This window comes from Pseudomonas sp. ASL3, assembly GCF_056680425.1.
Genome location: NZ_CM155281.1, coordinates 2,970,621 through 2,984,281 on the forward strand (window position 1 = coordinate 2,970,621; position 13,661 = coordinate 2,984,281).

The window sequence follows — 13,661 nt, forward strand, 5'->3', positions numbered from 1 at the left end:
CGTTCAAACGTGCCTCGCCTATCAACCCTAACCTTCATTACTGAAGGCAAAGCGTCATTGAGCCAACATACCGGCGTCGACCAGGTACTCACTGCCGGTGATATATGAAGCCTCATCCGAGGCCAGAAACAGCACCAGATTGCTGACTTCCTCAGGCTTGGCAATGCGTCCCAACGGTATCTGCGCCAACGCGTCGCCCCCCTGATCATCGGTCGCTTCAACCATCATCGGGGTCTGGATGAAACCAGGATGCACAGAGTTCACCCGGATGTTGCGCGGGCCGTACTCAATCGCAGCAGCCTTGGTCATGCCCCGAACGGCAAATTTGCTGGCCACGTAAGCCAGACTGGGAAAGCCGTAATTAGCGGCCATACCGGCAATCGAGGAAATATTCACGATGGAGCCCACCCCTGCTTCCAACATCGAAGGGATGACCGCTTGCATGCCGTAGAACACCGCATGTTGGTTGACCGCACAGACTTTTTGGTAATCTTCCGCCGTCAGTTCCACGGTCCGTGCAACGGGTCCAAGAATGCCAGCGTTGTTGACTAGAACCGTAATCGGACCAAATCGCGATACGCCCTGAGCCACGACACTGGCCCACTCATGGACATTGGAGACGTCCTGACGAACGAACAACGCATTGTCGGCACCCAGTTCGTTCATCAAGGCCAAACCGCGCTCTTCGTTAAGATCAGTAATGATGACCTTTGCACCCTCACGAACAAATCGTTGAGCATGAGAGGTTCCCATGCCACGAGCTGCACCCGTTATTAACGCAACTTTATTGACTAGCCTGCTCATTGGACTTCCTTTTTATTATCGTGTGATTGACATGCCGCCCGCGCTTCCACAGCCCCCATCAGGGAGCGAGGAAGGTTTCATAGGCATGGACCGTGTCCATGTATTCGCGGATTCGTTTGATTTTGCCGTCGGCCAATTCAATGGCCATGTGCAGCTTATTGTCATACACGCGGCCATTGACCAGTTCAGCGCGACACTCGACTTCCACAGCGACGCGATCATTTTCGGCAATCATGCTAATGGGTCTGGCAGGCAACGCTCCCCCTTTATAAACAGCAGTAATACCTGCAAGCAGCGCGCACATTTGCTGACGATCATAAGTACCCGACAAACCTTCCAGGCTACCCGCGACCCACCAGCTAAAATCCTCATGAAAAAAAGCGGAAATGTCCGCCACGTTTCCGGTGGAGAAAACTTCCAGAAAATCACTCACTAGCTTTTTGCAGTCTTCAGGGCTCATAGACGCTCTACTCTCGTTATCTATCTATCGTGACCACACTAAAACGGGCACCCATCGAGGTTTATTCAGTCAGTTATAAACAATCACGCCACGGAGGTTTCTACCCGCTCGCAGATCGTCATAACCTTGGTTGACCTGATCGAGGGTGTAGGTTCGAGAAATCACCTCGTCCAGGTTGAGACGCCCGCCCATGTACATGCGCACCATCTTCAAAATGTCCCAACTGGGTGAGACAGCACCGAACATTGACCCCTGAATTCTCTTTTGCTTGAGTGTCAGATCAAAAATGGAAAGTTTAAAATCGACATCGGTGGCGCGGCCCAGCGACGTGCAAACGACGATGCCATTCTTGCCTACCGACTCCAAAGCCTGCTGCAAATGTTGCGGCCTAAGTGTGCCCAAGGTAATGGCGGTGGAATCGGCACCGTGACCATCGGTTAATTGTTTTGCCAGCTCTGTCGCTTCTTCGATACTGGCAACGCCATGAGTTGCGCCTACTCGCATGGCCTGGTCGCGCTTGGTGTGTACCGGGTCCACTGCAATGATGTACAAGGCTCCTGCATGCGCCGCGCCCTGCACGGCGAAGTTGCCGACACCCCCGCAGCCCATCACGATCACCGTCTGGCCAGGCTTGACTTGAGCCGAGTTGACGGTCGCCCCCCAGCCTGTGTTGACCCCACAGCCGATCAAGCAGGCTTTTTCCAGAGGTACGTCTTTGGGAATTTTTACTGCTGACGTTACCGATACAGTTGAATACTCACTGAAGGTTCCAATGCCGCACCACTGGCCGACGGGTCTGCCTTCGTAGGAGAGACGGAAACTGCTCGAATCCTCGAAGCGGGACCCCATGCTGAAGTTATCGGTCAGCACACACAGGTTCTGGTGCCCGGTCGCGCAATAGCGGCATCGCCCACACCCGGGAAGACAGGAAAGCACCGCGTGATCGCCGACTTCCCAACCCGCGGTATCAGGCCCGACCTCGACGACAACGCCCGCGCCTTCGTGCCCGCCACACATTGGCAGCATGCCGGCTGGAAGGTCGCCGGAAGTCAAATGCTCATCAGAAAGACACAGACCACTGGCCACCATTTTCAGGGTGATTTCGCCGCTACGGGGCGGTTCGAGATCCACTTCGACAACGTCGTACGCTCCAGGCACCTGTTGAATGATCGCGGCACGCGTTTTCATTGCACTTCCTCGGTTTTTATTTTTAGGGTTGAACTCGGTTTGTGCATGCCCCTGAACCGGGTCTCAACGGCAGGCTGCGCTCGGCAGTTCGCAGACCACTTTGCTAAGCCAGGTGACCGTCGGCAGCGACTCAAGCTGATCTTCGTAGACCCAACAGGCCTCATCATTTTCCCAGTTCAGTTGAACATTCTCGGTCAAGCTTTCGAAATGAAAGGCATGTACGCACCAGCAATTGCCATCGCCGTCGTGCATATTCACAACGGCCGCGCTGCCCTGACGCAAGCTGGTTGCACTGATCCCCAGCTCTTCCTGAATTTCCAGTAATGCATGGCCCAGGGGATCGGCCCCCGCGGGCAAGAAGCCAGTCACACAATGCCACTGCCCCACATCTCCGCGGACCAGCGCACTGCGCCGAAACAAGCCAAGCCGCCCACGATGGGTCAATACGGCTGCGATCACTTCAAAGCCCGCATCGGGCCGCACCGTGGCGGCAGATTTATTTTCGTTGTGCATGACGCTTCTCCCCTTTCGGCACCACGAATGATCACCTGGCAACCACGATGCTACGCAGAAACAGACCTGTCAACGACAAAGTTGATAGTCCGTTTCTTGTGCCGATGATTATTCAACAAACAGTCAACCATTGTGTTGACCAAGAATCCAAGCCATGACAATCTGATGTCCGGCAATACGTGTCGGACGATAGTGACCACGCGCCTGCTCTTCGCTGATCATCACGCAGCACACCAGGATGAAGAGCAGTAGCGGCCGGCCTCATGGCATTTGGAGATAATAAAAATGAACCCAAGCCAACACCTGCTCATCATTGGAAATGGCTGTGCAGGCACTGAAACTGCGTTCGCGGCGCGCTTGAATGGCTGGAGCGGTCCCATCAGTCTGGTGGGTGACGAACCGCTGTCTCCCTACCACCGCCCGCCTCTTTCCAAAGCTTATTTAATGGGCGAAACCAGTGCCGAATCACTCAGCCTGCGCGGGGCGATGACGTACGACAAGGAACGCATAACGTTGCTGAGCGGCCGCCGTGCCATGCACCTCGATCGAAAAAATCGCAGCGTGGCGCTATCCGATGGCAGCGTGCTGAGCTACGACAGGCTGGTCCTGGCCATGGGCGGGCGGCCCCGGCCACTCCCAGCAGCTGAAGAATTTCACGGACAGGTCGGTAACTTTCATTATTTGCGCACGCATGCCGATGCCGATGCGATCCGGGGCAACTTCGGGGTCGGTCGCAACCTGGTCATCATCGGTGGTGGCTATATAGGCCTGGAGGTGGCAGCGGCGGCGATAAAGTCCTCCATGAACGTCATTGTTCTCGAAGCAGCCCCCCGGGTTCTGGCACGAGTGACAGCGCCGCCGGTTGCGGCTTTTTACGAAACCATTCATCGGCAGGCGGGTGTGGATATCCGCACAGGCGAACAGGTGGAGCGACTTGAGTGCTCGGCAGACGGGCGACGCATCATCGCAGTGTTGTGTACCAACGGTGTTCGTCTGCCGACCGATCTGGTAGTCGCCGGTATTGGTTTACTGCCCAATAGCCAACTGGCCAGCGATGCCGGTCTGCTGGTCGAAGACGGCATCGTGGTTGACGCAGAGCTACGCACCAGCGATGAAGCCATCATGGCCATTGGCGACTGCGCGCGCTATTACAGTCTGATCTATGAGCGCAGCGTGCGTATCGAGTCGGTACCCAACGCGCTGGAGCAAGCCCGCAAGGCGGCAGCCATTTTGTGCGGCAAGCCGCCACGCGTCGACGCTGCGCCATGGTTCTGGTCAGATCAATATGACCTGAACCTGAAAATGGTTGGCCTCTCCCAGAATTACGATCAGTTGGTGATGCGCGGCTCTCCATCACAACGATCCTTCAGTGCCTTTTATTTATCGGGAAATCGTGTGCTGGCGGTCGACACCGTCAACCGACCGCTCGAATTCAACTTATCCAAACAACTTATCAGCGGCCGCCAACCGGTAGACCCCCTACAGCTGGCCAATGACGATATCCCGTTGAAGCAGCTTGTCAGCCTCATGAAATGATTACCGACGCTTAGCCAATAAGCCGGCCAGACCCACCTGTATGGAGAACAATAATAATGCCCAAGGCAACATTCATTTCACCCGATGGCTCCTGCGACGAGCTTGATATTGCCAACGGAACAAACCTCATGCGAGCGGCCGTTGCCAACGGTATCCACGCAATTGTCGGTGACTGTGGCGGAAGCGCGGCATGTGCTACCTGCCATGTTTATGTGCAGACGCCGTTCCTGGATCGTCTGCCACCGATCAGCGCTACCGAAGATCAACTATTGGAATCAACGTCCTCGCCACGCCTGGAAAATAGCCGGTTGAGCTGCCAGATCCTGATGAGTCCAGAACTGGACGGAATCAGCATCGAAATCGCGGAAACCCAGTGGTGAGTTGCGAACGCTGTGAACTAGAGGCGAGGAGTCCGGCATGAGAATGACAGGAAAGGTTGCACTGATATCAGGCGGTGCCCGGGGCATGGGCGCAGCCCACGCACAAGCAATCGTTGCTGCAGGTGGCAAGGTAGTGATCGGCGATCTATTGGACGAACCCGGTAAGGCGCTGGCAAAAGAGTTGGGTGTGGAGAACGCCGTCTATGTGCACCTTGATGTCACTGACTTGGCCAGTTGGGAAGCTGCGGTGACGCTGGCCCGAGAACAGTTCGGCAAGCTGAACGTGCTGATCAATAACGCCGGAATCGTTAACTTCGGTAGCGTGATCGATTACAGCCTTGAGGACTGGAACTTGATCATCGGGGTCAATCTGACCGGGCAATTTCTGGGGATAAAAGCAGCCACACCGCTGCTTCTAGCGTCAGCCCCTTCGTCAATCATCAACATCTCATCTACCGCAGGCATGCAAGGGATTGCCGAACTGCATGGCTATACAGCGTCCAAGTTCGGTGTCCGCGGCCTGACCAAGTCGGTAGCGCTGGAGCTGGCCAGTCGCAATGTCAGGGTTAATTCGGTTCACCCCGGAACCATTGCCACACCCATGAATGCAGGTCTGGATGTCGCCGATTTCAACCCTATGGGAAGAATGGGCGAGTGTGCGGAAGTGTCCAAACTCATCATTTACCTGGCCAGCGACGAGTCAAGCTTCGTGACCGGCACAGAGTTTGTTATCGATGGCGGCGAGCTCGCGGGTACAGGTCCACTCAAGAGCAAATAGTGCCACGACGGTCGTGCCAGACATTCGGCATCTCTGGGGCACGACACCTTACCAACAATAAAAATAGCGACTCTCGAGGTTACGTATGGCAACTGTTGAAACACCTATCCCTACCGCGAGCACCAAGTTGAAGGTGCCATTACCCGCTAACGTTCCGGCCGATCGAGTGGTGGACTTTGACATGTTCGATCCACCGGGCATTGATGAGGGACTGCACACCGCGTGGAAAGGGCTACAAGCTCCGGGAATGGCAGATTTGGTATGGACACCCTTCAATGGCGGACACTGGATCGCCACGCGTGGGAAATTGATCAAGGAGATGTTCCTCGACCATGAGCACTTCTCAAGCGAATGTCCTTTTCTACCCAAGGAAGCGGGCGAACAGTACAGCTTCATTCCCACTTCGATGGACCCGCCTGAACAACGTCCCTACCGTCGTGTACTCAATGAAGGGATTGGGCCAAAGGTCATCAGTCGTATCGAAGGCTCTATCAAGAATCTCGCCTGTCAGCTGATCGATGACATCAAACTCCGAGGCCACTGCGACTTCACGAAGGAGTACGCAGAGATTTTTCCGATCCACATCTTTCTGATGCTGGTGGATCTTCCCCTCGCAGACGCCCCCCGACTTAAATATATCGGCGACCAAATGACCCGGCCCGACGGAACCATGGGGATGGGCGAAGCGATACAGCAGTTCTTTGATTACCTCTCACCCTTTATCGACAAGCGCATGCTTGAGCCTGGCGATGACGCTATCAGCGCGATTGTTCAAAGCAAGGTGAACGGGCGCGACTTGAGCAAGGACGAGGCACTAAAAATATGTGGCCTGGTGCTGCTCGCCGGGCTCGACACTGTGGTCAACTTTTTAAGTTTCAGCATGCATTTCCTGGCGCAAAATCCGGCACAACGGCAATTGCTCATTGATGACCCTGAATTGATCCCTGTGGCAACCGAAGAGCTTCTGCGCCGTTTCGGGCTCGTTGCCGACGCACGACTGATCAAACGCGAGATCATCATTGACGGTGTTCAGCTGAACGTGGGCGACATGGTAGCGCTGCCGACCATGCTATTCGGTCTCGACGATCGCGAACATGCTTGCCCGATGCACGTGGACTTCGCCCGCAAAGAGATTAATCACATTACGTTTGGCCATGGCGTTCACCATTGCGCCGGCGCGCATCTGGCACGACTGGAAGTACAAACGACACTACGAGAATGGCTGTCGCGCATTCCCGAGTTCGAGATCGCCGCGGATGCAACGATTGGCTATCAAGCTGGAATTGTCGGCGCCATGACTACCCTTCCTTTGACGTGGAAATAAAATCCCGAGGCTGGAGCCCATCCCATGAGTATTGACAAAATCCTGGTGGAACTTCGCGGGCATACTGCCCTGCTGACGATCGCCAACCCGCCGGCTAACACATGGGATATTCAATCCCTGTCCCGACTTGAGACACTCATCAAGCAACTCAATCAAGATAAGAACATTTACGCATTGGTCATTACTGGCCAGGGCGAAAAATTCTTTTCGGCAGGTGCAGACCTGAACCAATTTGCCGACGGCGATAAACACGCAGCTAAAGAGATCAGTTACGTGTTTGGCCGGGCGTTTGAAGCCTTGTCGACGTTTCGCGGTGTTTCTATAGCGGCCATCAACGGCTATGCCATGGGCGGCGGTCTGGAGTGCGCACTGGCCTGCGATATCCGTATCGCGGAAGAACATGCCCAGATGGCGTTACCGGAAGCGAAAGTCGGGCTGCTGCCTTGTGCTGGCGGGACACAAAACTTGCCATGGCTGGTGGGCGAAGGTTGGGCTAAACGCATGATCCTTTGTGGCGAACGAATTAGCGCACAGAAAGCCGAGAAAATTGGTTTGGTTGAAGAAGTGGTTCCACGAGGCGAGTCACTTGCTTTCGCCTTGAGCCTGGCCGAAAAAGTTGGCGAGCAAAGCCCCTCCTCTGTCAGCCGTTGCAAACGCCTGGTGATGAACGCACGGGTGTCGCCGCAATCAGATGGCTGGAACAAGGAACGACAATTGTTCCTTGAGCTCTTTGATACACATGATCAAAAGGAGGGTGTCACTGCATTCCTGGAAAAACGACGCCCAGACTGGCTCAATGCTTGATTCACGCGATTCTATTGGCTCGACCCGTTCAGAAATGGGGGTGGCATCTGCGTTGTCCAGATGCCTCTCATCAAACAGCCAGTAACTTGTTGAAATATAATAAGTTGATTTTCGAAAATCTGTAGGAGCTGACTTGTCTGCGATCGGCTGCGAAGCAGTCGTAAATGGGCTGGACACGATATCGCTGGAAGGTCCTTCGGCCCTTATCGCAGACAAAACTACGCGTCCCGGTCTCTCCTACGCCCTCCGGGCAGAATCGGGACCGAGTTTGCTGTGCGACAGCGCAGCGTCGAATACAGGGCGGGGTGCTCATATACGGAATGGCCGACTTCATACCGCATACACCGACTTCAAATCAGCAAAGCCTTTGATCTCGATAGGATTGCCCGAGGGATCGAGGAAAAACATCGTCGCCTGTTCACCAGGCTCTCCGGAAAAACGAATAGTCGGCGCAAGTACAAACTGAAGTTCGCTATCGATTAAACGCTCTTTCAAAGCCAGCCAATCCGGCATTGCCAGGATCACCCCCAGGTGGGGCATGGGGACCTTGTTGGGCAAGCCATTGTTTCGCAGCCGTCAGCGTGGCCTCCAGGTCCTGTTTGACCACAGCAAACAATACGTCGACATGTGCACTGTTGTTATCGTTAATGGCCAATTCGATTTGCAGAGCTGTTTCGGCAAAGCGCCTGGCGCCTAACGTACCAAGGGTTCCCCGCAGCGTATGGAATTGACTCGCCGCATCACGGCTCCGCCCTTCTTGCCATGCAGTCTGTGCGTCGGTGATGGGTGCGATTCCGTTATCTACAATCGTCTTGATCAAGGTAACCAGGGTGTCAAAAAAGGCTGGGTTGTTCTTGGCGAGGGCGAGCAACGGTCCAATTTCAAAGCTCGTAAGATCGTCAACCAAAGACGTCGAAGCGGTTGCCGTTAGCGCATTTGATGCATCGGTGACAGTCGGCACATGCTGACGGATGATGGCCAGCATCTGCTGGACATCCATGGGTTTGGCGATAAAACCATCCATACCGGCCGTTACGCACTGCTCACGTTCCGACTCCAACACCCCGGCAGTCATGGCTAATATTGGCACTGCCAAGTGCAATTCATTACGGATAACACGGGTGGTGGTAAAACCATCCATAACCGGCATTTGCACATCCATTAGCACGACCTGATAACGCTGCGGATCGGCACGCAACTTGTCGACAGCCTGCTGGCCATTGTCGGCGACCTCCACGACCGCGCCGGCTTGTTCCAGCATGCGCGTGGCCACGAACCGATTCAGGGCATTGTCTTCCACCAGCAGCAAGAGCACGCCATCCAGCTGACGTGATGGTAAGTTCTCGCGATCGAATGGGACGGACATCTGCGGATGTATTCCCACTGTCAGCGCTTCATGCAGCGTATCGAACAGATTTGAACTGGTGACGGGCTTGAGCAGGATTGCATCGATTTCTGCCGACCCAGGCTCCTGCATGAGCTTGCCCTGTTCAAAGGCATTCACCATGATAATAACGGGCAGCGTGTACGTAGGTAGTACCTCCCGGATCCCCTGAAGAGTGTCGAGTCCATCCAGGCCCGGCATCTGCCAGTCCACCAAAACTGCGTCGTAGAACTCGCCGCGGCGTTCAAGCGTACGCACCTGTTCGACAGCCCGCTCGCCTGACTCCACACCATCAGCTTGCCAGTTCCAGCCAACAATCGTTTTGCACAAGTACTCGCGGCTGGTCGCGTTGTCGTCTACAACCAAAATGCGTAGATCGCCCAAGGTGTTTTGTGATCGTTCGGTGCTTTCAATTGAGTTGCTTTGCCGAAGTGGAATAGTCACCTGGAACTCACTACCGATGCCGACTGAACTCTCCATGGTGATCGCTCCCCCCATTAGAGAAACCAAACGCTTCGAAATGGTCAGCCCAAGGCCGGTACCACCAAAACGACGGGTGATGGAGGTGTCTGCCTGGGAAAACGGTGAAAACAAACAAGCTTGTTGTTCGTCCGTCATACCAATACCGGTATCGCGCACCCGAAAGCACAAGTGGACGATCTCCTCCTCGGTCCCCTTCCGCTGCACGAGCACAACAACTTCCCCACGCTCGGTGAACTTAATGGCATTGCCCACCAGGTTGACCAACACTTGCTGCAACCGCTGTGCATCTCCGATGAAAGCGTGCGGCACATCAGGCTCGACGCCGATCACCAACTCCAGATCTTTGTTGACTGCATTGATAGACATAATGGTCGCCAGCGCATTGAGCACATCACTCAACTGGAACGGGACGGGGGTAATCTCTATGTGCCCGGCCTCTATTTTGGAAAAATCCAGAATGTCATTCAAAATATCAAGCAAGGACTCTCCAGCGGCCTGCAACATCTGCAGGTATTTGCTCTGATCGATGGATAAAGACGTGTTGGCCAGCAGATGCGTTATGCCCAACACGGCATTCATCGGCGTGCGAATTTCATGGCTCATGTTGGCAACAAACTCACTCTTCGCCTGACTGGCAACCTCGGCGCGATCCTTGGCAATCAGTAGCTGGGCAGTACGCTCGGCGACCTGCAGTTCCAGGCTGGCGTTCAGCGACAGTATCCGAGACTCGTTGGCCTTTTGCTGGCTGATGTCACGAATCGTTTGCGCTACCGCCGTCACTTTACCGCCAGCCTCACGGATGGGCGAAACGGCGATAGAGACATCCACGATCGAGCCATCGCGGCGACGTCGCGTTGTGGCGAAGTGGGGTACCGCCTCACCCTGCTCAATGGCCGTCGTCAGGCGCAACTGTTCCGTCAATAGCTCCGGGGAACCCATCAACGCGGCTATCGGGCTGCCCACTGCTTCATCTTCACTGTAGCCAAACATGCGCTGTGAGGCCTCGTTCCAACTGAGCACATAGCCGTGCGATGTTGTGCCCACGATGGCATCGCTAGAGCTGGCGACGATGGCAGCCAGACGACTTTGCTCCATCATTATTTGCAACTGACGTCGGGTACTCAGTCCATACAGGTAAAGAAAACCGGCGGCGATGCTGGAGATGATCAGCATGGTAAACAGGGTAATCTGTCTCGAACGGGCCACACTCTCGGTGATCGCCATGTCGCTGACAGCAGTGAGGACAATCAGATGGTGCTCTGAATCGTCCCCGCCCAGAACCTCGTCGTGGTGCACCACATGCAGCAAGTTACCCTCCTGGCTAATCCAGCGTTGGACTGGACCTTCCTCACCAGGACCAGACGGGGTCACGGCCTTGAACTCATCCTGCCAGCGATAGAGCTTGCCCAGATCGAAGCTATAGGTGCGATCCGAATTCGGGTGCAGCAGATAATCTCCTTCCTGGTTGATGACGTAAGCAGAATAGTTATCAGGTAACCGCTCCCCCACCGGCGACAATATGGCAGTGCTGTCGATTTTGAGTACCACCATGCCGAATAGACTGCCATCGTCGGCATAGATAGGTGTGGTCACCCGCACGGTAGGTACTACAGGCAGTTCCACCTTGCCAAACTCGCGATTGAGGTTGAACTCGGAGGTATAAACCTGCCCTTGACGCAGTTTACGGCTCGCCTGGAAATAATCGCGGTCGCCCTTGAACTGCAACTGGTCAGAGGGAGTCACCGCCACAGCCCCGGCCTTGCGCTCAACACGCACCAACTCCTTGCCATTATTCGCTACGCCAATCAGCCTTGCCTGCAAGTAGTGCGGGTTGGCCTCCAGATAGGCGCTGTAGATTTGCTCCAGCTGGCGTTTCCAATCCTCATAGCTGTCGCTCCCCTTGGCGCCAAAACCACCGCTCAGGTAAGCACGAGCTATTCCCGACACGGGAGGAACCCGGGACAGAAACAAGACATCGCCGTGCAAGTCCGCAATCCGCCACTGCAACTGCTTGAAGCGCACCTTGGAGATTCTAACCAGTTCCCCATCGAGTTCCGACGTAGCGCTTTGCCGAGTCCGATAATCAGAAACCAGCACCACCAACACGGTTGTCAGGCATAGCACGAGTAAAAGGCAAGGCCATACAAACCGCACGTTTGCAAAAGATCTGGACGTTTTCTTCTCGGTCTGCAAGCTGCTGCTCCCTGGTCAACCTTCGATGCGTCCCACCCGTCAGCGTGTTTCCTGGTAAGCAGACTGCTCGAGGACACTCCAGATCCATAGCCCTGTTTGTTGCAGCAGCCAGTCTAGTACAGAAAAAGCGCGTTGATGATCCACTGCGCGCATGCCTGAAGAGGCGCGCAGTGGATCATCACAGGAATGGTGAACATGAACCAGGTTGGCCCTTCGTGGTTACCTTGGGCAAGCATGCTGGCATTGCCGCTCAACCCCGAGAGTCGTCCGACGGCTTATCCGTCACGGTCAACGGGTCGATGCCCCAGTCCCCGTGCAAGTACCAATCATCTCCGATCATCTCGGCCGGATGCATCGTGCGACCGGCGCCATTTCCACACGCCAGAGAATTCGCCGGACAGTACCTGTCGCAGCCCCAGCAGATGCGCTCGGGGTGCTTCGGATGTATGGGAAAATTCTTGGCCATGCTCAGTCCTCAAGTGATGTACAGGAGTACCCCCAGCCTACAGGGCCTGCACGGAAATGCGCTTGATACGGATCAAGAACCACGCATTCATTCGTGTGCATCACGAATGCCGAGTTAATTCGCGAACATTGGTGATTTATTGTTCGGTCCTCGGGAACCCGTTACTGAGTTGACGCTTGCACCTTTATCCACAGAGATACCCACGGTTTCTGTGGACAAGTGAAGGAGGAACGCGGCGTGTTGATGTCCGCCAGGCGAACAGTTCTGCTCTCCTATTAAAACAAGATGTAACTGATTGAAATATAAAGGTGGGTTTTCTACAGTCTGTAGGAGCTGACTTGTCTGCGAAGGCCATGCGGCGCGGTGTGTCTGGTAGACCGTGTTGTAGGGTCTTCGCAGACAAAACTACGCGTCCCGGTCTCTCCTACGCCCTCCGGGCAGAATCGAGCCCAGTTTGCTGCGCGACAGCGCGGCGTCGAAGACGGGGCGCAATCACTCTAAAAGTTGACGCTAATTATTATTGTTCGCAAGAAAACTTTCTAAACTCGGGCTCAACCGGTTTTACCGCTCAGAGGAAGACGTCAATGCGAGCAATCTTTCCATTTTCACTAGGCCTGCTGCTGCTCACCGCCACTGCCGTCCAGGCCAAGGAGTACCCCATCGGTGCACCGCAGCACTGTGAGGGCCTGGAAATAAGCGCTGTCTACCTGCAACCGATCGAGATGGAGCCGGCAGGCATGATGCGCTCCGTAGCCACCTCCGATGTCCACCTTGAATCTGATGTCCGGGCCCTCGCCGATAATCGCCAAGGCTTTCAGGAGGGCAGTTTCATGCCCTACCTGAATGTTTCCTTCGAGTTAGGCAAGCAAGGCAGTGACGAGGCCATCAAGGGCGATTTTCACGCCATGGTCGCCAACGACGGGCCGCACTACGGGAACAACGTCAAACTGCTTGGCCCTGGCAAATATCGACTGACGCTCACCGTTCTACCGCCCGACGGCCATTCCATGTTTGGGCGACACACGGACAAGGAAACCGGCGTAGCCCCTTGGTTCGAACGCTGTGAGCTGCACTACGAGTTCACGTATGCCGGCATCGGCAAGAAAGGCGGCTATTGAAACCGTCGGACGCGATGTCAGCGGTCGAGTCCCAGTCGAGGTCCGTTATGTCACGCTTTGTGTGTTTCTTCCTGTCGCTTGCCCGACGACAGCTGAGAACAGGTCCTGACAGTGCGAAGCGAGCTCAGGGTCGAGTTACAGTAATTCTCCCCACTCGCCGGTTCCCCCGTGACAACGTCGCGCGCGTCCCATAGATTAGACGGCCCGAAAAGGCTCAACGCTTTTCGCGC

13 protein-coding genes are annotated in these 13,661 nt (G+C 55.2%); 6 read left to right on the forward strand and 7 right to left on the reverse strand.

Annotated features, from left to right (window positions below; genetic code table 11):
• Positions 1–54: 54 nt before the first annotated feature.
• The 4 genes from AC1MEE_RS13610 to AC1MEE_RS13625 form a co-directional block, all read right to left on the reverse strand.
• Positions 55–804 (reverse strand): SDR family NAD(P)-dependent oxidoreductase, encoded by a 750-nt coding sequence (locus tag AC1MEE_RS13610; protein WP_480415843.1) that lies wholly within the window; start codon positions 802–804, stop codon positions 55–57.
• A 58-nt stretch (positions 805–862) separates the two neighbouring features.
• Complete coding sequence (locus AC1MEE_RS13615; RefSeq protein ID WP_480415844.1) at positions 863–1,264, reverse strand: nuclear transport factor 2 family protein; 402 nt, start codon at positions 1,262–1,264, stop codon at positions 863–865.
• A 69-nt stretch (positions 1,265–1,333) separates the two neighbouring features.
• The gene (locus AC1MEE_RS13620) at positions 1,334–2,452 is read right to left on the reverse strand and encodes an NDMA-dependent alcohol dehydrogenase (protein WP_480415845.1); all 1,119 of its coding nucleotides are present in this window, start codon (positions 2,450–2,452) and stop codon (positions 1,334–1,336) included.
• 63 nt (positions 2,453–2,515) lie between these two features.
• Positions 2,516–2,965 (reverse strand): NUDIX domain-containing protein, encoded by a 450-nt coding sequence (locus tag AC1MEE_RS13625; RefSeq protein ID WP_480415846.1) that lies wholly within the window; start codon positions 2,963–2,965, stop codon positions 2,516–2,518.
• 285 nt (positions 2,966–3,250) lie between these two features.
• Here AC1MEE_RS13625 and AC1MEE_RS13630 point away from each other — a divergent pair, with 285 nt between their 5' ends.
• The 5 genes from AC1MEE_RS13630 to AC1MEE_RS13650 all read left to right on the forward strand — a co-directional run bounded on the left by AC1MEE_RS13630 (position 3,251) and on the right by AC1MEE_RS13650 (position 7,787).
• Complete coding sequence (locus tag AC1MEE_RS13630) at positions 3,251–4,501, forward strand: NAD(P)/FAD-dependent oxidoreductase (protein ID WP_480415847.1); 1,251 nt, start codon at positions 3,251–3,253, stop codon at positions 4,499–4,501.
• Between the two features lie 56 nt (positions 4,502–4,557).
• A complete protein-coding gene (locus AC1MEE_RS13635) occupies positions 4,558–4,881 on the forward strand; it encodes a 2Fe-2S iron-sulfur cluster-binding protein (RefSeq protein ID WP_480415848.1) in 324 nt (107 codons plus the stop codon).
• Positions 4,882–4,918: 37 nt separating this feature from the next.
• On the forward strand, positions 4,919–5,659 hold the full coding sequence (locus AC1MEE_RS13640; RefSeq protein WP_480415849.1) for an SDR family oxidoreductase: 741 nt from the start codon (positions 4,919–4,921) through the stop codon (positions 5,657–5,659).
• A gap of 85 nt (positions 5,660–5,744) precedes the next feature.
• Positions 5,745–6,983: a cytochrome P450 gene (locus AC1MEE_RS13645; protein ID WP_480415850.1), complete on the forward strand. Its 1,239-nt coding sequence runs from the start codon at positions 5,745–5,747 to the stop codon at positions 6,981–6,983.
• Positions 6,984–7,007: 24 nt separating this feature from the next.
• Positions 7,008–7,787 (forward strand): enoyl-CoA hydratase, encoded by a 780-nt coding sequence (locus tag AC1MEE_RS13650; protein ID WP_480415851.1) that lies wholly within the window; start codon positions 7,008–7,010, stop codon positions 7,785–7,787.
• Positions 7,788–8,117: 330 nt separating this feature from the next.
• Here the strand turns inward: AC1MEE_RS13650 and AC1MEE_RS13655 are convergent, their stop codons facing one another.
• The 3 genes from AC1MEE_RS13655 to AC1MEE_RS13665 all read right to left on the reverse strand — a co-directional run bounded on the left by AC1MEE_RS13655 (position 8,118) and on the right by AC1MEE_RS13665 (position 12,313).
• On the reverse strand, positions 8,118–8,300 hold the full coding sequence (locus AC1MEE_RS13655) for a glyoxalase superfamily (protein WP_480415852.1): 183 nt from the start codon (positions 8,298–8,300) through the stop codon (positions 8,118–8,120).
• Complete coding sequence (locus tag AC1MEE_RS13660; RefSeq protein WP_480415853.1) at positions 8,260–11,847, reverse strand: response regulator; 3,588 nt, start codon at positions 11,845–11,847, stop codon at positions 8,260–8,262. Before AC1MEE_RS13660 ends, AC1MEE_RS13655 begins: the two co-directional genes overlap by 41 nt.
• Before the next feature lie 250 nt (positions 11,848–12,097).
• On the reverse strand, positions 12,098–12,313 hold the full coding sequence (locus tag AC1MEE_RS13665) for a DUF3079 domain-containing protein (protein WP_480415854.1): 216 nt from the start codon (positions 12,311–12,313) through the stop codon (positions 12,098–12,100).
• Positions 12,314–12,897: 584 nt separating this feature from the next.
• Here AC1MEE_RS13665 and AC1MEE_RS13670 point away from each other — a divergent pair.
• Positions 12,898–13,431 carry an iron transporter gene (locus AC1MEE_RS13670; protein ID WP_480415855.1) on the forward strand — a complete coding sequence of 178 codons (534 nt, stop codon included), beginning with the start codon at positions 12,898–12,900 and terminating at the stop codon, positions 13,429–13,431.
• The last annotated feature ends 230 nt before the right edge of the window (positions 13,432–13,661 follow it).